The 20511-nt window shown below is 56.3% G+C and carries 22 protein-coding genes; 2 read left to right on the plus strand and 20 right to left on the minus strand.

Features of this window, described 5'->3' with window-relative positions; all coding sequences use genetic code 11:
• The first annotated feature begins 344 nt into the window (after nucleotides 1-344).
• Nucleotides 345-1724 carry a TrpB-like pyridoxal phosphate-dependent enzyme gene (locus tag Q0721_RS02775; protein WP_299025063.1) on the plus strand — a complete coding sequence of 460 codons (1380 nt, stop codon included), beginning with the start codon at nucleotides 345-347 and terminating at the stop codon, nucleotides 1722-1724.
• 110 nt (nucleotides 1725-1834) lie between these two features.
• Here Q0721_RS02775 and Q0721_RS02780 read toward each other — a convergent pair whose 3' ends face one another.
• From Q0721_RS02780 to Q0721_RS02850, 15 genes are all read right to left on the minus strand, one after another.
• Nucleotides 1835-2452 (minus strand): ribonuclease H family protein, encoded by a 618-nt coding sequence (locus Q0721_RS02780; RefSeq protein ID WP_299025065.1) that lies wholly within the window; start codon nucleotides 2450-2452, stop codon nucleotides 1835-1837.
• A 6-nt stretch (nucleotides 2453-2458) separates the two neighbouring features.
• Nucleotides 2459-2653 (minus strand): hypothetical protein, encoded by a 195-nt coding sequence (locus Q0721_RS02785; protein WP_299025067.1) that lies wholly within the window; start codon nucleotides 2651-2653, stop codon nucleotides 2459-2461.
• Nucleotides 2654-2666: 13 nt separating this feature from the next.
• A complete protein-coding gene (ccsA, locus tag Q0721_RS02790) occupies nucleotides 2667-3365 on the minus strand; it encodes a cytochrome c biogenesis protein CcsA (protein ID WP_299025069.1) in 699 nt (232 codons plus the stop codon).
• A 14-nt stretch (nucleotides 3366-3379) separates the two neighbouring features.
• A complete protein-coding gene (locus tag Q0721_RS02795) occupies nucleotides 3380-4069 on the minus strand; it encodes a heme exporter protein CcmB (protein WP_299025071.1) in 690 nt (229 codons plus the stop codon).
• On the minus strand, nucleotides 4066-4806 hold the full coding sequence (gene ccmA / locus Q0721_RS02800) for a heme ABC exporter ATP-binding protein CcmA (RefSeq protein WP_299025073.1): 741 nt from the start codon (nucleotides 4804-4806) through the stop codon (nucleotides 4066-4068). The genes Q0721_RS02795 and ccmA overlap by 4 nt, the downstream gene beginning before the upstream one ends.
• 11 nt (nucleotides 4807-4817) lie before the next feature.
• Nucleotides 4818-6749 (minus strand): c-type cytochrome, encoded by a 1932-nt coding sequence (locus Q0721_RS02805; RefSeq protein ID WP_299025075.1) that lies wholly within the window; start codon nucleotides 6747-6749, stop codon nucleotides 4818-4820.
• Nucleotides 6746-7285, minus strand: coding sequence for a zinc ribbon domain-containing protein (locus Q0721_RS02810; RefSeq protein WP_299025077.1), 540 nt, complete (start codon nucleotides 7283-7285; stop codon nucleotides 6746-6748). The genes Q0721_RS02805 and Q0721_RS02810 overlap by 4 nt, the downstream gene beginning before the upstream one ends.
• A 13-nt stretch (nucleotides 7286-7298) precedes the next feature.
• Nucleotides 7299-7862: a TlpA disulfide reductase family protein gene (locus tag Q0721_RS02815; RefSeq protein ID WP_299025079.1), complete on the minus strand. Its 564-nt coding sequence runs from the start codon at nucleotides 7860-7862 to the stop codon at nucleotides 7299-7301.
• Nucleotides 7863-7892: 30 nt separating this feature from the next.
• Entirely contained in the window at nucleotides 7893-8426 is a 534-nt protein-coding gene (locus Q0721_RS02820) for a cytochrome c-type biogenesis protein CcmH (protein ID WP_299025081.1), read from the minus strand.
• 2 nt (nucleotides 8427-8428) lie between these two features.
• Nucleotides 8429-10480, minus strand: a complete 2052-nt coding sequence (locus tag Q0721_RS02825; protein ID WP_299025083.1) for a heme lyase CcmF/NrfE family subunit — start codon at nucleotides 10478-10480, stop codon at nucleotides 8429-8431.
• Between the two features lie 87 nt (nucleotides 10481-10567).
• A complete protein-coding gene (locus Q0721_RS02830; RefSeq protein ID WP_299025085.1) occupies nucleotides 10568-11083 on the minus strand; it encodes a cytochrome c maturation protein CcmE in 516 nt (171 codons plus the stop codon).
• Between the two features lie 237 nt (nucleotides 11084-11320).
• Nucleotides 11321-11965 (minus strand): 5'-methylthioadenosine/S-adenosylhomocysteine nucleosidase, encoded by a 645-nt coding sequence (locus Q0721_RS02835; RefSeq protein WP_366519159.1) that lies wholly within the window; start codon nucleotides 11963-11965, stop codon nucleotides 11321-11323.
• 63 nt (nucleotides 11966-12028) lie between these two features.
• Complete coding sequence (locus Q0721_RS02840; RefSeq protein WP_299025089.1) at nucleotides 12029-13273, minus strand: glycosyltransferase; 1245 nt, start codon at nucleotides 13271-13273, stop codon at nucleotides 12029-12031.
• 9 nt (nucleotides 13274-13282) lie between these two features.
• Complete coding sequence (locus Q0721_RS02845; RefSeq protein WP_299025091.1) at nucleotides 13283-13516, minus strand: hypothetical protein; 234 nt, start codon at nucleotides 13514-13516, stop codon at nucleotides 13283-13285.
• On the minus strand, nucleotides 13500-14012 hold the full coding sequence (locus Q0721_RS02850; RefSeq protein WP_299025093.1) for a CinA family protein: 513 nt from the start codon (nucleotides 14010-14012) through the stop codon (nucleotides 13500-13502). The genes Q0721_RS02845 and Q0721_RS02850 overlap by 17 nt, the downstream gene beginning before the upstream one ends.
• An 86-nt stretch (nucleotides 14013-14098) precedes the next feature.
• Here Q0721_RS02850 and Q0721_RS02855 point away from each other — a divergent pair, with 86 nt between their 5' ends.
• The gene (locus tag Q0721_RS02855) at nucleotides 14099-15436 is read left to right on the plus strand and encodes a glycoside hydrolase family 1 protein (protein WP_299025095.1); all 1338 of its coding nucleotides are present in this window, start codon (nucleotides 14099-14101) and stop codon (nucleotides 15434-15436) included.
• On the opposite strand, the gene Q0721_RS02860 is transcribed toward Q0721_RS02855, so the two are convergent.
• Genes Q0721_RS02860 through lysX form a run of 5 tightly spaced genes read right to left on the minus strand, consistent with a single transcriptional unit; the run spans nucleotide 15399 to nucleotide 20480 of the window.
• Entirely contained in the window at nucleotides 15399-16502 is a 1104-nt protein-coding gene (locus tag Q0721_RS02860; RefSeq protein ID WP_299025097.1) for a [LysW]-lysine hydrolase, read from the minus strand. The genes Q0721_RS02855 and Q0721_RS02860 overlap by 38 nt on opposite strands.
• Entirely contained in the window at nucleotides 16492-17706 is a 1215-nt protein-coding gene (locus tag Q0721_RS02865) for an aspartate aminotransferase family protein (protein WP_299025099.1), read from the minus strand. The genes Q0721_RS02860 and Q0721_RS02865 overlap by 11 nt, the downstream gene beginning before the upstream one ends.
• A 22-nt stretch (nucleotides 17707-17728) precedes the next feature.
• Complete coding sequence (locus Q0721_RS02870; protein ID WP_299025101.1) at nucleotides 17729-18559, minus strand: [LysW]-aminoadipate kinase; 831 nt, start codon at nucleotides 18557-18559, stop codon at nucleotides 17729-17731.
• 23 nt (nucleotides 18560-18582) lie between these two features.
• Nucleotides 18583-19617, minus strand: a complete 1035-nt coding sequence (argC, locus tag Q0721_RS02875; RefSeq protein WP_299025103.1) for an N-acetyl-gamma-glutamyl-phosphate reductase — start codon at nucleotides 19615-19617, stop codon at nucleotides 18583-18585.
• Entirely contained in the window at nucleotides 19614-20480 is an 867-nt protein-coding gene (gene lysX, locus Q0721_RS02880; protein WP_366519160.1) for a lysine biosynthesis protein LysX, read from the minus strand. Before lysX ends, argC begins: the two co-directional genes overlap by 4 nt.
• Nucleotides 20481-20511 lie beyond the last annotated feature (31 nt).

Here is a 20511-nt window from a genome sequence, read left to right on the forward strand (position 1 = left end):
GAGAGCCTGCGCGTACAGCGTTGCCGAATGGACCTTGGAGTTGCAGGGCGAACTCCCGATGAGCGGGATAGTAGCCTGAGCCGGAGTTGCCACCGTTATCAGGGCAAAGGGTATCGTGATCGGACCACTGTACCCGTAACGAGTGAGGCTGGCTTTCTTCCCCCGCGTGCTTTCACCGGGGGCTTTTCGTTAGGAAAGCCACCTAACTGGAGTGGCACCGCGGACACCAAGCGTGTTCGTCTCCAAACGAGGCGAACACGCTTTTATTTTGGTGTGCCAACAAAAAAGGCAGATCCTTCAAAAAGTATCCTTGCTCTAAACTAATTATCCAAAGGAGGCTTACCATGTCTGAACAGACCCGCTTTATCCTCAATGAAAACGACCTGCCCCGTTTCTGGTACAATGTTCTGGCCGACATGCCGGTACCCCTTAGCCCACCTCTGCATCCGGCAACTGGCCAGCCGCTGAGCCCAGATGATCTCAGCGTGCTCTTTCCAATGGAGTTGATCTTGCAAGAGGTCAGTCCGGAACGCTACATTGAGATACCCGAACCTGTACGTGAGGCCTATAAACTCTATCGCCCCACCCCGTTAATTCGCGCCCGGCGTCTTGAAAAGGCCCTCGGTACCCCAGCACACATCTACTACAAATATGAGGGGGTCTCCCCTTCGGGGAGCCACAAGACCAATACGGCCCTGGCTCAGGCTTTCTATAACAAGGCCGCTGGAACGCATGCCCTGACCACAGAAACAGGCGCCGGGCAGTGGGGGTCGGCCCTGGCCATGGCTTGCCGCTTCTTTGACCTCGACCTAGAAGTGTACATGGTCAAGGTTTCTTACCAGCAGAAACCCTACCGTCGTTTCTTGATGGAGACCTACGGCGCCCAGGTTTTCGCCAGTCCCACTGATCGCACACAGGCTGGACGTGCCATCCTAGCGACCAACCCCGAACACCCCGGCTCCCTCGGCGTTGCCATCTCTGAAGCCGTTGAGGTGGCCGCTACCTCAGGCGGAAAGAAAAAGTATAGCCTAGGGTCAGTGCTCAATCACGTTATTCTGCATCAAACTGTGATTGGTGAGGAAGCCCTCAAGCAAATGGACATGGCCGGTGAGTATCCGGATATGGTCATTGGGTGCATTGGCGGGGGTTCCAATTTCTCAGGGATTGCGTTCCCCTTCCTGCGCGAGAATCTGCGGAACGGCCAGCGCACTCGGTTGATCGCCGTTGAGCCCACCGCTGCCCCCTCACTAACTCGTGGCATCTATGCTTACGACTTTGGTGACACGGCCGGGATGACCCCCTTGATGAAGATGTACACCCTGGGACACTCATTCACTCCACCGGCCATTCATGCCGGCGGTCTGCGCTATCACGGGATGGCACCCACCCTGTGCGCCCTCTACGATGCGGGCTATATCGAGGCCGTGGCTGTGCCTCAACGATCCGTTTTCGAAGCCGCCGTGCTCTTCACCCATACCGAGGGCATCCTACCCGCACCCGAATCAGCCCATGCTATTCGGGTCGCCATTGATGAAGCCCTGAAGGCCAAGGAGGCAGGCGAGAAACGGGTCATCCTTTTCAACCTCTCTGGCCACGGGCACTTCGACCTGAGCGCCTACAATGCCTACAACAATGGGCAACTCGAAGACCTGGCCCTCCCTGAAGAGGAAATTGCGGCCATTCCCACGCGCCTGCCTCAGATTTCCCAGAGCCAGGCCGCTTAAGTAAGGGAAACGGGCCAGCACGGGCCTCTCCACACACTGCACCTGCTGAAATGCCTCCAACGGGGTTATCCAACACTGACCCCGTTGGAGGTCTTAAGTCCGCTTCTTGCTCACTTACGCCCAAAATCGGCAGGGTTCTCACCCCACTGCGCCGTTTCCCACTTGAGCAGGGGATTGTGGAAGGTATGGGTCTGTAGCCATTGTTCAGCCCGCCTAATGCGTTCAAAAAGAGCGGCGCGCTCCGGGCGCTCAGGCAATCGCGTACGGCAGCGTTTCAGAGTTACCCACAGCAAGGCAACCTCCGAATCCGAGTATACCGGGGCCGGGTCATTGCGCTCCACCAACATCATCAACGTCTCGACAATAGCCAAGAACTCCCCGATATTGTTGCTCCCATCGGGTAAGGGGCCTACGTGAAAAACCTCACGGCGCGAGGGAAGGTGCACACAGCGGTATTCCAGTCGCTGGCGGGCAGTGTCGTAGGCCGCATCCACGCAGTAACCCTGTGACGGTGCTGGCGAATAAGACTGGCGCGGAGGGCGCTGACGTTCAGCCAAAACCTCGAGATAAGGCCGCTGCAACGCCCGTTCCGCGGCCTCGCGCGTGTCAAATCCCATGTACTGAGCGCCCGGGAACCCCTCCACCTGCGCCTTACAGGCCTCCCAGGAATCAAACACTCCACGTTCCCGTCCTTGCCAGACGGCATAAAACTGCTGCCTCTTTCCCACGGGACCTCACACAGGCTGATGCGGCTTAGCTTCCCCTGCCTGGGGATTGGTCTTTTCGGCTTCAAGTTGCGTCAGCAGGGCTTCATCCTGACGCAAATGATGCCAGCGCACTACTAAACTCACCAGGTAGGCGAGCATGGCCCCAAAGATGATCACATACCCTGTTATAAAGTAGTTAACTGTATTGGCTGGCTGATCCATGGTCTTTTCCTCATTACGATTGCAATTTGAGACGCAATTGTTCCACCCGCTCGCCTAACTCGCCCAAGCGCAGACGATGCCACAGCAAAGCCATAAACAACAACGAGAACGCCACCAAACTGACCATCAACGTCTGAGTCATTCGGGGGGTCATGGCAAAAGCCCCGGTGACCGTCGGATCACCCCCTCCCAGCACAACCGGATGAATGGTGCGGAAAATGCGGATGGAGAAGAAGGTGAGCGGGACGCTTAGAAAGCCCACAATGGCATAGACGGCTCCAAAACGCGCCCGGCGTTCCGGATCCTCGATGCCCTGGCGCAGCATAAGATAAGCAACGTAAACCAATTCCATAATTGTAGCCGTCGTCAGGCGCGGGTCCCATGTCCACCAAGTGTTCCAAACCGGGCGTGCCCAAATCATACCCGTTACCACGTTGATCAACGTAAACACCAGGCCGATCTCTACGGCGGCCACTCCAAGCAAATCCCAACGGCTGCGACGGGTCACCAAGTAAGCAATACCTGCCACTGCCGCTAGCCCAAAGCCCAGCATACCAACCCAGCCAGCAGCCACATGAAAATAAAACACCTTCTGAACCGCTCCCATAACCCGCTCTAACGGAGCGTAAAAGAAGACCATGCCAGTTGCCACTGCCAATGCCAGACCGGCGGCTACATCCATTGCCACTAAAGCACGGGGAGTTGTTGACATGGAAACCTCCTCAATCACTCTTCCAAAATAGAATCAAATACCATAAACGCTACCGAAGTGAAAATTACATCATAAACCCCTAAAAGGTTTAACCAAGGACGAATTTCTTCCAAAGGTAAAGTCTGCAAATAACCACCTGTGGCTTTGACGGCGGCCACCACCACTGGGATCACTACTGGAAACAGCAAAATTGGGAGAAGGATATCGCGTGTACGAGCCTGGACTGCCATGCTAGCCAATAGCGTCCCTACCGCCACATAGCCTTCAGAGCCTAAAAGCACCACCAGGACAACGCCGGGTAAAATCAGAGAGGCATTATAAAAAAGCCCAAACAGCGGGAGCATAATTGCGGCCACAATGAGCATGAAAACCCAATTAGCCAACGCCTTGCCCGCGTAAATTGCGGCCCGATCCACCGGCGCCAGCAAAAGGCCATCCAAGCAACCTCGATCCTTTTCAACCGCTAGTGAGCGGTTCAGCCCCAATGTGCCTGCAAAGGTTAGGGTAACCCACAGCACCCCCGCGCTAAGACTAGCGCGCAACTGAGTTTGCAACTCGAGAGCAAAATTGAAAATAAAGATGACCAATAAGGCAAAAACCAGCATTGCCGAGAGCAACTCACGGCTGCGCCATTCGGCTGCCAGATCCTTCCATAACACAGCCAGGGTGGCCTGCCAGAACGAAACCGCCCCCGTTGCCTTCACGGAAACACCTCCTTAGAAACAGAAGCGGCATTTTGAGGCCCCAACGCCTGCCGGTAAAAGGTCAACAAGGCATCGCCGGCCAGATCTTCGCGCCGCGCGCTCGCCTGGATACACCCCCCGCTAAGCACATCAAAGCGCGAAGCTAGGTCTGCCGCGCGCGCCAGATCATGCGAGGTCATGACCACTGTCCGCCCCCTGGTGGCCACCTGGCGCAACAGGTGATCGAGCATGTCACAGGCCTCCTGATCCAGCCCAGTATGTGGCTCATCCAACAAAAGCACTTCGGGATCGTGCAGAATAGCCCGCCCAATGGCCAGTCGTTGCTGCATCCCACGCGAAAAAGTCCGCACCAGGTCACGCCGCCGTGCCCAAAGCCCCACTAGGGTCAGGACTTCACGAATGCGGGTCTCTGCATTTCGCAATCCGTAGAGCCGGGCATAAAAGCGCAAGTTCTCCTCGGCGCTTAAGTCTCCATAGAGTAGCGGTTGGTGTGAGACCACGCCCAAACGCTGCCGCACCCAGGCGGCCTGATCCCTCAACCGGTAACCAGCAATCCAAACTTCGCCCAGGGTTGGCTTAGAAAGAGAGGCCAGGATGCGCAGTAGCGTGGTTTTCCCCGCGCCGTTTGGGCCCAATAAGGCAACAAACTCACCCTCCTCCACACGCAGGTCCAGCCCACGTAGCACCACTTTAGGGCCATAACGTTTGGTGAGATGCCGTACTTCGATGAGCACCATGCTTCGCTCTTTTATACCTTGGGCTGTTTTAGATTACGTAGTCGGGCTTTCAGCTCCTCCCGACGCGTGCGATAGGCTTCTTCCGGTAGTTCACCCGCCCGATAAAGATCATCCAGGGCAATAATCGCATCCAAGATGGCCGCCGGGTCCTCGCTCTCACCCACCGATGAGGATTCCACCACCCGTTGAAAACGTGTTTGTCGCCAGTACCACATGCCCACCCCCAATCCTACGACTACAAACACTGCCAAACCCAGGATCAACCCGCTTCCGGTGTTCAGGTTTATGCGCCAAGGGAAGGCCTGCCGCACCCCCAGAGTGAGATCTAGCGTTGATCCCGCCTCCAACGCAGAGGCAGTAAAGACCTGCAAGGTCATCCCCTGTACCTGGCGCGTGCCCATGGCTTGCAAACGGGGACCGCTCAGGTTGATCCCCTCCTGAGGGGCCATGATCACTGCTGCCTCTACCGGCATTGGCACCGGGATACTCAGCGACACCTGGCGTGTCATGGGCAGTTCATACGCAAATAGGAGCTGGTAACTCATCCCTGGGTAAACAGGCTCGGTATCGCCAAAACCATTGCCCGTTGCTACATAACGCCCTCCCAACATTCCATCCTGAAATTGGAGATTTTCAGCACCGGCGGGCAAGGCTACGCTAAACACCGGGCCATTGGTTTCAGAAGCCACCAGTACTCGATCGCTCGCATTGCTGTAGAGCAAAAGCTCCACCACCTGCAAACGTTCATTGCTGAGCACGTCCAGAAAAACATGCATACGCTCTGCACGAAGCACCGAGACATCGGTCGTGGTTTCGTAAACAGCCACCGAGAGATCAATCGGTTGGTCAGTTGAAGCCATGTCCTGATTTTGGACGTGATAAGCTTGGGACTCAAAAGAAAGATTCTGGTAACTCACCGTGACCAGCAGAATCCGTCCGGGTTGAATTTCAACCTCTGTGAAAGCAAAACGTCCCTGCACATCCGTGCGTGTGGTGCGTTCAAAAGCGGTGGTCATGCCATCAAAGGCCAATAAGCGCACCTCAACGTCCGCCAGCGTTTTTCCCAGTGTTGCATTGCTAACCTGACCGGTGACTGTAGCCAGCGCAATGGCTGGGAGTGAGGTCACGGGGGTTGAGGTCACCTGGGAGGCGGGCTCCGGCGTAGTAATTGCTGCCGGTAGGCTTCCCTCCTCAATCCCCCGGGTGGTAGCGGAGGGCACGGCAAACGAGAGCCAGCGTACGTAACCCGCCACGGCCCATAGGTCCTCATCGCTTAACCTCTGCGCGAATCCAGGCATGGCAGGGGCAACTCCCATCTGAATAGCGGTGTAAATCTCGTGTAAGGAACGCTCCGCCAGGACCCCAGGTTCACTCCGCCAGTTCGAGAGGGTAACACCCAGAGAAGCGGCCTGCGGGCCATCCCCCTGTCCCCCCGGGCCATGACAGACCTGACATTCCTGGGCATAGATTTCGGCGCCACGTTGTAACACTACCTCTGAAAGACTCAGGGAAAGCGCATAAGCCACCACGTCCCAACGCTGCCGATCACTCAGGGAGCGGAAACCCGGCATATACCGCTCAATGTTGCCCTGAGTCACAACTCTATACCACGCTACCGGATTGGCCTCACGTGCCCGCTGGAGATCGGCCAAAGCAGGCACGGCCACGGGCAATTGCGCCGCCTGAGGGCCATCCCCCATTCCCTGCTCGCCATGGCAGGGGGCACATTTCTCACGGTAGATGGCTTCACCCTGACGCGGGTCCGGTGGAACAAGAGGGAGCGCCTCACCAGTCGGAGTGGGTTGAGCCGCGACAAACGACTGGGCATCTGGAGGAGGGGTAACATCGGCCGCCAGCGAGCACCCAACCAAGAAAAGCGCCAACCACCCCCCAAGAAGAATCCCCAGAGCCATGTAGTGATAACGACTCATCAATGCTTTCATCCGTTTGCCCTCAAAGCAGCCCCGCACTTGGGACAAAATCGATCTTCTTGTCGCACCGGTTGACCACATTGGGGGCAAAAACCGGCCCCCTTTCCCTGGCGTTCGCGTCGGCGTTCAGCGATGAGGCGCTCAATCTCATCCATCTCCTCTGGCAGGGCCTCATCCCCATACGCGGCCCGTCGCGCCCCAAGCATGGCCTCCAACCGTGCTTCGGCCCCGCCCTCTGCCGCTGAGATCTCCAGTTCGTCCAGTTGACGCAAAACTTGCACTGCAGCCTGACGCATGCCTTCACGCTGAGTCGGATAATCTTCTTCAGGGATTTTTCCCAAAGCGTAATCAAAATCCAGTTCTAGCAAAGCATTGATCAAGCGATCGCGCTCCGCCAGCAGGCTGGAACGAAGGTGTTCACGGCTATCTGCTGCCGCTTGCGCAGCGGATGAAACCCGGCGCAAGCGGAGATCAAGGAAGGGCTGGCTGAGGTAGAATCCCACTAATAATGCTAGCGCCAGGATGAGAAATAATGCACCTAGTTCCATAAAGTCATACTCCTTACGGGGTCTGAGCCAACAATCGGTCAACAACCCCGCTAATTTCATTCAGTGTAGTGGGGCCTTTTTTCACAAAGGCCAGCCGTCCGCTGCGGTCAATAATATAAGTTTCGGGGACGCCCTGGATACGAAACATTTGCGAGATCTTTGTTCGCAAATCTGGGCCATTGGGGTACGTGAGGCCGAATTTTGCGACAAACGCACGGGCCTCCGGCTCGGTATCCACATAGTTCACCCCCAGGAACAGCACCTCGCCGCCGAGGTGGTAGCGCTGCCAGGCGCGTTCCAGATCGACAGCCTCTTGCTCGCAAGGCTTACACCACGAAGCCCAAAAGTTGACTACAATCACCTTACCCTGCCAGTCTGCCGTATGAATGACCTCGCCTTCAAACGTGGTTAGCTCAAATGCGGGAACTTTCTGTCCAATGGTAATTGGTCCAGCATAGGCGCGGCGTAGTCCCTGCCCGATCAGGTATAGAAAGCCAATCAATACCACAAACGAAATGGCAATGATCACTGGGGATAACGAACGCGAACCGGTGTTCGGTTGGGAGTCAGTGCTCATCTTAGCTCTCCATCTCCAAATTCCAAGTGTTCACTCGCCACGCTCACGCCGGCGCAGTTCTTCCTCAAGTTGCTGAGCATAAGGATCGTCCCAAGAGGACGAGGCCTTAACCTTGGAATCGGGTGAAGCAATCACTGGTTTGGCCCGACGCATGTTCCGAAAAACATTGACGAGGATCAGGACACCCGCTAAAAAGGAAAGTGGAGGCAGCACATAAACCAACCAGTGCAAGCCGCGGCGAGGCGGCTCGCCCAACACCCGATCACCATATTGCGCTACAAAATAATCCTTGATCTGTTGTTCCGTCCAACCCTCCGCAAGTTTCTGGCGGATTAACTCACGCCATTGGGCACACGCCTGAGTAGGGCATACATCTAGAGGCACATTCTCGCAAACCGGGCAGTACATGGTCTTGGCAATTGCGTTCACCTCATCATCCGAAGGGGTAGGCTGCTGAGCCCGCACAGATTGCACCATCGCCCCTCCCACCATCAACACCAGGAGCACCCCCCAAACCAGGTATTGCCACGAAAAGCGCAGCTTCCTAAGACCGATCCCACTCATAGTTAAGCCCCCTGTACCGCCAGAGTTTGCGCCGCTCGGGCGCGGGGTGACTCGGCTTCGCGATCCGGCCAGGCCGCCACCAGCGTTCCCAAGATAAACACGAGGCCGCCCACCCACAACCAATTAACTAGAGGATTATGATAAATCTTGAAGGTAATCCCCTGAGCAGAAGATTGCCAATCCACCAGGATGACATAAAAGTCATCCTCCATCGTGCTACGCACACCCGGAATCGTCATGGTTTGTTGCGAATCATAGAAGAAATCCCGCCGCGGATGCAGCTCACCTACATAACGGTCATTCTTGAAAACCGAAACCACCGCGCGCGCCACATTGCGACCGTCCTGCGTGTCAAACACATCCAGGCGCTGGAAGAGCATGGTGTAATCACCTAGGCGCAGAGAACCTCCGGGTTGCACCGTGCCCTGAGTCTCGGTTTGGAAAAGTTCAATCCCGATGATTCCCAGCGCCATCAGTACAACCCCCAGATGGATAATGTACCCCCCGTAGCGACGACGGTTGCGCCCGGCCAAATTCCATAATGCCCGCAGGTAGTTTTCACCCGTCCGGCGATGCCGCGCCACCACCGCCCGATAGTACTCATACAGGGTCACCAACGATACTAGAGCAACCAACCAGAAGGCCAGCAATGCACTCCAGGCGCGGATTCCGCCTACCCACAAACCAATAACAACTACTATGGAGGCAATCAGGGGCTTCCACAAGGCCCGCCCTAGCGTCTTGAGTGTGGAGTGCCCCCAAGCAGAAAGAGGGGCGATGCCCATTAGAAGCAACAGAGCGGCAAACAGGGGCGCCGTAGAGCGTTCGTAGTAGGAAGGGCCTACTGTCACTTTTTGCCCGGTGAAGATTTCAGAAATAAGGGGGTAAATAACACCCCAGAAGCACACTACCAGAATCCCCATAAACAGCAAGTTGTTGAGCAAGAAGAGGGCCTCGCGCGAGAGCAGCGAAGTCATGACCCCTTCAGAGCGCAGATCGTTCCAGCGATACAGCAACAGCCCCATGGAGCCGATGAACGTAAAGGCAATAAAGCCAAAGAACAGCGGACCAATGGCGCTCTGAGCAAAAGCGTGCACCGAAGAAAGCACCCCCGAACGGGTTAGAAACGTCCCGAAGATAACCAGCGCATAGGTCAGAATGATCAAAATCATGTTCCAGCGTTTGAAAAGTCCCCGCTTTTCCTGAATCATCACCGAGTGGAGGAATGCCGTGCCACTCAGCCAGGGCATAAAGGCAGCAATCTCAACCGGGTCCCAACCCCAATAACCGCCCCACCCCAGCACATCATACGCCCAGCGGCTCCCTAAAATAAGCCCCAGCGAGAGGAATAACCAAGCCACCAGTGTCCAGCGTCGGGTAATGCGAATCCATCGATCATCGGTTCGCCCGGTAACCAATGCGGCGACACCAAACGCATAGGGAATGACAAAAGACACAAAGCCTAGATATAGCATCGGCGGATGTAGAATCATCCCCGGATGGCGCAAGAGCGGATTAAGCCCGCGCCCATCCATCGGCACAAGTGGAGTAGCCCCACGTGGAGCAAACATTGCCACCGCCTGCCGGCCATCTGGCATTTGCCAGAAACGGACAAAGGGGTTTTCCACAAAGATAACCAGCCCCAAGAAAAACGCCAGTGTAACCAGTGTAACCACAATCACCCAGGGCAAAAACTCGCGGTCCCGGTCCCATTTGCGCAGAGTCGCCGCCGCAGCAAAGGCTGCCATCAGCCAAGACCAGAAAACCAGCGAACCGGCCTGTCCACCCCACAGGGCCGTTATCCTAAGGTAAAGGGGCATGAATCTGCTACTCACATTATAGACATACTGCACTTCGTAGTGCCCGCCCACCAACAAGGCCACCAAACAGACCACCGAAAGCGTAATGAGTGGCCAAGTGAGCAGCATAGCCCGCCGCCCGCTTTCCAACCAAGGCTCTGCATGACGACGCGCCCCGTAAAGGCCTGCCAGGATCCCGTAAATTGAAACAACAAAGGCAACGATAAGCGCACCAAACCCTATTTCAGCCACCATAATACTCTCCTCTTCGGCCACCCGCAGATGGACGAAACTAAATTACCCTTTATGTTGCGATAGGACTCTGGGCAATCGTCTAGCACGCTAACTACCTGCCTGATCCGGCAGGGCTTCTTCATACTTGGTAGGGCATTTGAGGAGCAACTCCTCGGCGTAAAACACCCCATCTTCACCCAACTTGCCGGTGACGATGGCCTGGGCCTCATGGCGCAAAAGGTCGGGCTTTACCCCGTGGTAAATGACTTTGATGCGGGGGCGGCTGGGATCGTTGACCGCCGCGTGCAACACGGCTGCCAACCCGCCTTGTGCCTCAATCTCTTTATTGTCTCCAGGTACGTGGGCAATCTCAAAACTTAGTTGCAACGACTGTGGATCGTATTGAATCGTGTCCCCAAGCACAGCTCCCGAAATACGTGCCTCGCGACCTACTACTTCGTCTGCCCTGGCCTTGAGTTCTTCAATGGTTAGGAAATATTGTGCGCTGGCCTGAGTGGATGAGGCGATAAGGTAAATGATCGCCGCTACGATCAATAAGCCACCCACCAAGAACTTAGCACGATTTCCTCTCGGTTTTGGAAGCTCGACAGTGGGTTGAGACATTTGGCCTCCTCTTGTCATTGATCATCACACCAATATCTTGTCCAGCCCGGGATACCCGGCCTAATTATGCCATGCAAAGATTAATCAAAGGTGAAAACATACAACATGTATAGTTTACTTATTTACTCCTATTTAGCCAGTATATCATCTATCCACCCCCCCGACTATGGATAACCAACATGAATAAATAGTGAAACCTGTCACAAAAATTCTGGGCAGGAATGCGCGCGGAAGACTTCAGTGAGAATCCTTAAGCCTTTGTTCTGCCCAGAGCGAGAGCCACGCAGGGAGCGTAGCCAACAAGGGGCGCATGACCCTCTCAACCCCTTGCTGGAAGACCTCAAAAGCCGCATAGGCTTCTCCCTGATGCTCATCCACCACATCGCTCACACCGCGCAGGATCAGGCAGGGGCAATCATTACGTGCTGCTACCCACGCAATAGCACCGCTTTCCCAATCCACGGCCACCGCTCCGAAGCGATCGCGCAGCGCCGGGATTTCGCAGGGGTCTAAATCATGATCGGCAGAGAGCAAACAGACACGACGTACCGGTAAAGGCGCCTGCTCTCCCACCCAGCCCACATCCAGAGCCGTGGTATAGAAATCCAGCGCGGCTTGAGGATCTCCCATTCGCTCACAAATGTCATAAACCAGCGTCTGCTCTGCCAGGAGGATTTCCCCCTTCTGCACTTGGCCGGCAATTCCCCCACAGGTTCCTAGATTAACCAGCAGATGTGGCCGCCAACGATCTAGAGCGTACTGAGCGGAGGCCGCCGCCGAGATTTTTCCCCATCCCCCATGCACAAATATCGCCCTGATCCCCTCAATTTCCATCTCAAAAAAAATCCCCATAAGGGGTTTGCTCCTGTGGGGGATGAGAATAAAAACCCTTCACCACCGCCCACTCTGCCTGGGCAGAAATCAAAACCACGACATCTACGTGCCTCACTCAGCCTCCTTTGCCTCTGCCGCGTCGTCCCAGTGCACTTGATTCAGCCTGAGCAAATCTAGTAAAGAGCGCCTCCCGGCTAGCTTGCTGGCAGTTTTATGCACTGGTCCGGCTTGGGCAGCCTCCCAGATCAGTTCGGCCACCTCGTAGGCTGCGAACGGACGCCCCAGACGGCGCGCGCTTTCAGCCCGCTGGCGGAGCAAAGCCCGGTCATTCTGAAGTAGATGCGCCAACACTTCCAGAAACTGAAGGGGCTGCTCAGCCCAATCCCCAGCGCCGTTTTCAACCACATACTGCATATTGCCGGTCTCCTGCCCAGGAATCACATCAATCAAGACCATCGGCAGACCACTGGCCAAGGCTTCGGTCACTGTGAGTCCCCCCGCCTTTGAAACGAGCAAGTCGGCCGCATGCATAAAAGTCGGCATTTCAGTCACATACTGATACAGAAACGCTGGCACATGCCATTCCATTTGCTGCAAATCCGCATAAAGTTCTTCATCTTTGCCTGCCACTACAACAACTTGTAGCGGCGCTCCAAAGTGATTCAGCACATGCAGCATCTCCATCAATCCCGAAACCCGACGACTTCCGACCGCCATCACGGTAAACAGGTCAGGGTGCCAGCCCAACGTGTGCCGAATCTCGACCTTGGGACGCTTTTCCTGAGCAAAACGTGGATGAACCGGGATCCCCGTCAGGCGCACTTTCTCCGGTGTTAGGCCGTATTCCAATGCCAGATCATAAACCGCTTGCGTGGGTACCAAACAATAATCCACGCGGTCATGAAACCACAGACGGTGAACGGTTACCAAGTCGGTAATGACAGTCAGCAACGGTACAAAGCGACGCGAGATGGTGAAAACCGCCGTTAACGGGGCTTGATAAAGTGGGTAAGTCGTCAAAATAGCATCAGGGCGATACTCACGAACAAGATCCCATAGGACCTCGAACAGCATCACCGTAAGCGCCCCTTCCACGACCACGCTGGGCAAGGTCGCGTCTGACACCTCAAAGCCCAGCCGATAAAGTTCCGGCGCCTTCCGCACCAGGATATCATAATCCGCCTGGCTCTCGCGCAGGATAAAAGGCACCCGTTTGTCCTCCAGCGGGTTGAGGATGTGCACTTCACACTGCGCTCCATAGCGCTCTTGCAACGCCGCGGCGACCGCATTGGCCGCGCTGCGATGCCCAAAACCGGCGTCGGCTGTCAAAATGACGATGCGTTTGGGGCTGTCCACAATCCCTCCTTAGGCCGGGCGAACTGGACCGGCCACACGGCGCAAATACCAGGCGGTTTCAGCGGTGTTGTGCCACAGCTCGCAAGCCTGCCCTTCAAGGCGAACCAGGTAATGCTCACCATCCCAATCCACCCAAGCCCGCCCCCATTCGGTGATGGGGAGCACATGTCCCTGATGAATCACTAACCAAGGAAGCCGACGCCCGCTTTGGACACGCAGGATCACTTCAACACGCTGAGACATGCTCCTCCAGATAATTGAGTAGAAGGCGCAGAGCCTGCTCCGCTGAGGAAGCCTTATTGTGTAACCGATCCCCCTCCCAGCGATACGACCAAGCCCACTCTCCATCGGCAGTGCTTAGAGCAATCCACGTTAACCCAACGGGTTTGTCGGGGGTACCACCGCCCGGCCCGGCAATACCACTAATAGCAAGACCAATCAATTGCGTCATGGCGATTCCCGATGGGCGGAGACGCTCCCGCACCCCACGCGCCATTTCCAACACCGTCTCGCGGCTCACCGCACCAAAACGGAGCAGTGTTTCAGCCTTTACTCCCAGCAACGCCTGCTTGGTCGAATCGGCATAGGCGATCACTCCCCCTAGGAAATAATCGGATGACCCCGGCACGTTGGTTAGACGATGCCCCAGCAGCCCCCCCGTGCACGATTCCGCCACTGCCAGGTATAGCCCGCCTCTACGTAAAAGTGAGCCCACTTGAGCACTCAGGACATCATCCATGATCAGACATATTATAAACGAAGCCCCGGCCGGCACAGCAAGGTTATAATAAATTCAGTGCATGATCCCACACAACCAGGAGTACCATGCAAATGCCGCCAAGCGCTACTTACTATTTTCCCAACGGCTTCCTCTGGGGCACGGCAACTTCTTCCCATCAAGTCGAAGGCAATAACACCAACAACAACTGGTACTTATGGGAAAACGAAGCCGGGCGCATCCTTCACGGGCATCGCTCCGGCCTGGCCTGCAATTGGTGGGGCGGGCGTTGGCGCGAAGATTTCGACCGCGCTGCCGAAACCGGCCAGAACGCCCATCGCCTTTCGATCGAGTGGAGTCGTATTCAGCCCACGCCGGATCGTTGGGACGAGGACGCTCTAGATTATTACCGCGAGATCATCCGCGGTCTTTACCAACGCAACATGACGCCGCTGGTAACCCTTCACCACTTCACCGACCCCATCTGGGTATATGAAAGAGGGGGATGGGAAAACGAGGAAACGCCGCGCCACTTCGAACGCTATGTAGCCAAAGTGGTGGAAGCGCTGAAGGACTATGTCTCGTTATGGGTGACAATCAATGAACCTAATGTCTATGTTTACGGAGGCTACCTGGGGGGTGGTTTTCCACCTGGAAAGAACGACTTGCGCATTGCCTTCCAGGTGCTGACCAACTTGGTCAAGGGCCACGCCGCAGCCTACCAGACCATCCACCGCATTCAAAAGACAGCCCGGGTGGGGATTGCCTTGAATTACCGCAGTTTCCGCCCAGCGCGTCCTTGGTTTCCCCTCGACTCTTGGATCGCCAATTTTCTCCACCGGGGTTTCAACGCTGCTTTTCCAGATGCCATCACCCATGGCAAACTTCGTTTCGCAACATTCCGCGTCGAGATCCCCGAGGCCGCCAAAACGCAAGATTTCTTCGGCCTCAACTACTACTCTCGCGATCTGATCTCCTTCAATCCGTTCTCTAAGAGTGGCTTTTTCTACACCGCTCGTTACCCTCAGGAAGCGGAACTGAGCGATACTGGCTTCCTCGCCAATGTCCCCGAGGGTATGTTTGAGGGACTGGCCTGGGCCAGGCGCTACGACCTGCCGATCCTGATCACCGAAAACGGCGTGGAGGATGCGGATGATGACTTACGCCCGCGCTACCTGGTGCAACACCTCCATCAAGTCTGGCGGGCAGTCAATTTCAACTGGCAGATCAAAGGCTATTTCCACTGGTCCCTAGTAGATAACTTTGAATGGGAACGCGGTTGGACGCAACGCTTCGGTTTATGGGGATTGGAAGTCGAAACGCAGCGCCGCATCCGCCGGCCCAGCGTGGATCTCTACGCTGAAATTTGTAAAACCAACAGCCTCTCTGCCGAAACGGTGCAACGCTTCACCCCAGAGATCTATGCGAAGTTGTTCCCGGAGTAACCAATGCGGCTAAACTGCGTAGGGCATGGGTTAGAACCTCAACAGCCTTAAAATACTCCTCTATCTCAATATGCTCATGTGGCGTATGATCTAGGCTGGAATCACCTGGCCCATAGGCCAGAGTAGGGCATCCCCAGACTGGGGCAGTAAGGTTCATGTCCGACGTGCCCGATTTGAGCGTAAAGGAGGGCCGCCCCCCCTGAGCACGGATGGCCGCCAGGAACGCCCGTACTAAAGGGGTATTTTTCTCCGCTCGATACGCAGGGATAAAATCCTCGATCATCCAGGCATCCCCATTTGCGGTCATGGCGAGCAAGGCCTCCAGTTCCATTCGATCCAAGCCGGGCGGAAGGCGCAAGCCGATTTGCAATTGAGCCCATTCCTCAAATCCATCCGAATCAGAACGCATCCGGCGCAAAGTCGCCAGAAGTTGTTCAAATGCGCCTGCCCGCTCCTGGTTGAACGTTAATACCTCTTGCTTGAGGCGAGCCCAAATAGCCACCGCGGCCTCACAAGCACTCTCTACCGGAGCAGCGGTATGGGCTAAGGGACGTCGGGCGGTCACCTGCACCCAGGCGCTCCCTTTGTAGCCTAGAGTCAGACGTTCCCAGCCACTCGGCTCGCCGATAATCAGCATCTGAGGCCGATAATGGGGAAGCAAAAAACGCGCCCCGCGCGAGTCACCCTCTTCTCCTACGGCGCCAATGACCACCCACTGCACACCCGGTAGTTCTCCTACCTGGGCGACCGCATCTACAAAAGCCGCCAGCGGCCCTTTGGCATCCACAGCCCCACGGCCATATAACCGGCCCTCCTCCAGGCGCAACGGGATTTCGCCAGGCACGGTATCAATGTGACCTAGGAGCAGCACCTGATAAGGGCCAGCACCCATCCGGCCGACTGCATTGCCCGCTTCATCCACCACAGCCTCTGTGAAGCCAAGCGCACGCATGCGCCCGATGAGCCAGGTTACGGCCTCAGCCTCAGCCCCGGTCGGACTGTAGTGCCTTAGGAGTCCCACCAGAGTGCCCAGACGGGCTTCAGGCAAGACGCTTTCACCGCCCATCCTTATCCGGCTCCTCAACCCCAACCGCTTCCAAGGCAAGCACCTCCTCCAGTGTCTCAACCACCCGATCCAGTTGAGCCTCACGGATTACCAGAGGCGGCAAAAAACGAATCACATTGAGCCCCGCCGAAAGGGCCAGTACTCCCCGCTCTTGCATCAGGCTCAAGTAGGGAGCTACTTTTTGTTTCAACTCCACACCCACCATTAGCCCTAGGCCGCGCACTTCACGGATGAGAGGTGAGCGAATCTGACGGAGGCGCTCCATAAAATAGGCGCCCTTACGAGCGGCTTGAGCCGGCAAGTCTTCACGTTGTAAAATGCGTAGAGTTGCCCGCGCGGCGGCACAGGCCAAGGGATTGCCACCAAAGGTCGAGCCGTGCAAACCCGGGCTAAGTGCGCGCACCCGCTCGCCCATCAACACAGCCCCCATCGGCAGCCCACCCGCTAAAGATTTGGCTACACAGAGGAGATCGGGCTGCAAAGCATAATGTTGATAAGCGAACATGCGCCCAGTGCGCCCAAAACCTGTTTGCACCTCATCAATGATCAGCAAGGCACCACGTTCGCGACACAACGCTTGAACCCCGCGCAGATAATCGGGATGCGCCGGATAGACCCCTCCTTCGCCCTGCACAATTTCAAGGATGACCGCCGCCGTATCCTCACTAATCGCGGCTTGCATGGCCTCCAGATTGTTATAAGGCACGTGAACGAAGCCCGGCACCAGCGGCTCGAATGGTTCACGGTATTTTTTATTCCAGGTTGCCGAGAGTGCCCCCATCGTTCGGCCATGGAAGCCGCGCATGGTGGCCACAACCTGCTTACGCCCAGTACTGTAGCGGCTAAATTTAATCGCTGCCTCCACCGCCTCGGTTCCAGAGTTGCAGAAGAACACTCGCTCCAACCCCGGCGTCAGCGCAGTCAATTCCTCCATGAGTGCTGCCCGCTGATCGTTAAAGAAGGTCTCCGGACAGGTAATCAGGCGCTGGGCCTGCTCAGCAATGGCCCGCGCAATTTCAATCCGCCCGTGTCCCAAATTGGCAACCCCTTGCCCGCTGGTGCAATCAATGTAATTCCGTCCCTGCTCATCCCATAACCAGGCCCCTTCCCCCCTCACCAGGGTGATCGGCTGCTTATTATAGAGGCCTGAGGTGTGGCGGGCTTCAACGGTTTGTACCGAGTCCATCATCGTCAATGTGTTCATCGTGTGCTCCTCTCTTTTCCTTCTAGGAGGTGATCCAAGTACCGGCGCCTTGTAATGCTTTTACCAGTGGTTGCCCTACGCGCCCATCGGCAATGATGACACGCCCCACTCCACCACGCAAAGCCTCCTGCGCCCCCAGGATCTTCTTCTTCATTCGGCCTTCGGCGTAACCCAGAGCGCGGTCCATCTCCGCCAGGGAAAGGCGCGGGATCAGCGTGCTTTCATCTGGAAAAGTGCGTAACAATCCCGGCACGCCAGTCAGCAGCACTAACGTAGCCGCCTGCAGGGCTACAGCGATCATAGCGGCTGCGCGGTCAGCATCAACGTTGAGTGCCTCGCCTTGTGGGCTAAGCGCCAGAGGGGCTACCACCGGTACATATCCCTCCTTGAGCAACAGGCGTAGTAAGCCCACATTGACCGACTCAATGGTCCCAGTATAATCATCGCGCAGGATTTTTTGTCGGCCATTCTCAATAATGCGAATGGCATCTTTGCGCCGGGCAACCATCAACCGACCATCCAAGCCACTTAATCCTAGCGCATTAATGCCCAACGCCTGTAACTGCTCCACTAGCAGGGTATTAACCCGTCCGTTCACCGCTGCCGCAAAGATCTCTAGAGTCTTACGGTCGGTGTAGCGCGAGGTAAAGCCCGACGGTGAGGTTACAAAACGCGGGGGATAGCCCAACGCTTCTCCCAGTGCATTGGCTTCCGCTGACCCCCCGTGCACCAATACCATCTGCCAGCCCTCACGCTGCAAAGCCACTACATCCTGACAAATCGCGGCAAAATCAACCCCTTCAGTGCCCCCTAATTTGACCACGAGGGTTTGCGAATGCCCATTTCCGTTCACGTGCTTGCCTCCTCCAAACCTCATTAAATGGGATGCAATCCAGGAAACGTTAGCCCCAGGGTCTCATCCAGCCCCAGCATCAGATTCATACATTGCACAGCGGAACCTGCGGCGCCTTTCATCAGGTTATCCAGGGCACACATGGAAACCACGTGCCCAGTGCGCTCATCCAGTTCAAAGCCCAGATCGGCATAATTGGAACCCGCCAGGATCTTGGGTTCCGGTACGCGGTAGATGCCTCGCTGCTCTTTGACCAGGCGTAAAAATGGGTTTTCGTTGACAACCGCACGATAGGCACGCCATAAATCGCGCTGGTTTACCCCGGGCTTAACCCGAGCGTGGGCTGTCGCTAACGCCCCACGCACCAGATCTACGGCCGTCATGGTCAGCACAACATTCTCCAATCCCATCTCCTGGATCACCTCTGCCGTGTGGCGATGACCAAAAGGCGAAAAGGTGCGAATAACACCGCTACGCTCTGGGTGATGGCTTCCAGCATTGCCTTCGGCACCGCCCTCTGAAGACCCCACCTTGATCTCCACCACTACCGGCTGACTCGTATCCAACAATTCGGAACGTATCAGGGGCCAAAGCGCTAGATTGGCGGCAGTGGCGTTACACCCCACGCCACTAGCATAATGGGCACCTCGCAGTTCACTACGATGGAGTTCAGGCAGGCCGTAGACGAAACGTCCTAGCCAGTGCGGTGCTGCGTGCGGCGCCCCGTACCAGTACTCATAGTCTTCGGCGCGCTTAAGGCGGAAATCGGCAGAGAGATCAATGATATAGGTCGCTCGACTGGCCAGATGGTCGATCTGGTGTTGTGCCTCCCCATGCGGAAGGGCCAAAAAGAGGACATCCACCGCTTCAAGCTGGGCAGGGTCGCTGAACTTGAGCGAGGTGCGTTTGCGCAGGTTGGGATGGACCTGGTAGACATACTCACCCAGATGGCGACGTGAAGTCACCTGCACCACCTCGACTTCGGGATGCTCTAGAAGCAGACGCAAGACCTCGCCGCCGGCATAGCCAGAAGCCCCAATAACGGCCGCGCGGATCATGCCAGCACCCCCACACGCTGGCGCGCTACGGCCAGCACATAATCCACAATCATGCCCGGAATATCCACACCCGTGGTGGGCACCGTGGTGTGAAATTCCATTGTATGATTAATCTCATTGACCAACAAACCCCGCTCAGGGTGCTCCAGAATATCAATGGCTAATACCCCACCACCTACGGCTGCCGCCGCCCGCCCACAGAGTTCTTCAAGCTCTGAGGTAATCGGGCAAACTTCCCCCTGACCACCCCGCGCCGTGTTGGTGATCCAGTGCTCTGACTTGCGGTAAATCGCTGCTACCGTGCGATCACCCAGCACAAAGGCCCGAATATCGCGCCCCGGCTTCTCAATGTACTCCTGGATGTAAAAAATCTGATGCTGATAAGAGCCCAGGACTTCCTTGTGCTCTAGAATGGCCTCCGCTGCATCGCGGTCGTTTATCTTTGAAAGCAGGCGTCCCCATGAACCCACCACCGGCTTGAGCACCACTGGATACCCCAGTTGCTCAATGGCCTCCAGCGCCGCCTCCGCCGTAAAAGCCACCACCGTGCGTGGTTGTGGGATGCCGGCACGCGTCAGTGCCGCGCTGGTTGCCAGCTTGTCACCGCACACCTCGGCTACCGCTGCGGTGTTCACCGTTGGGATGCCCCAAGCATTAAGCACCCGCAGGGCATACAGGCCTCGCGCGTAACTGATACTGCGCTCCAAAATGGCATCGTACTGGAGCCACGGGCCAGGGTTATCCAGATCGAAGTGGACAAAGCGGTCGTCCAGACGCTCATAATCCACACCGCGCTGTTCAAGCGCCGCAAAAATCCACTTCTCCTCTACCCGTAAACGCGAATAGAGCACGCCAATTCGCAAACGACGATGGTTCATCGGTACACCTCGCAAC

The organism is uncultured Thermanaerothrix sp., from assembly GCF_938028735.1.
Classification (GTDB): domain Bacteria; phylum Chloroflexota; class Anaerolineae; order Anaerolineales; family Anaerolineaceae; genus Thermanaerothrix.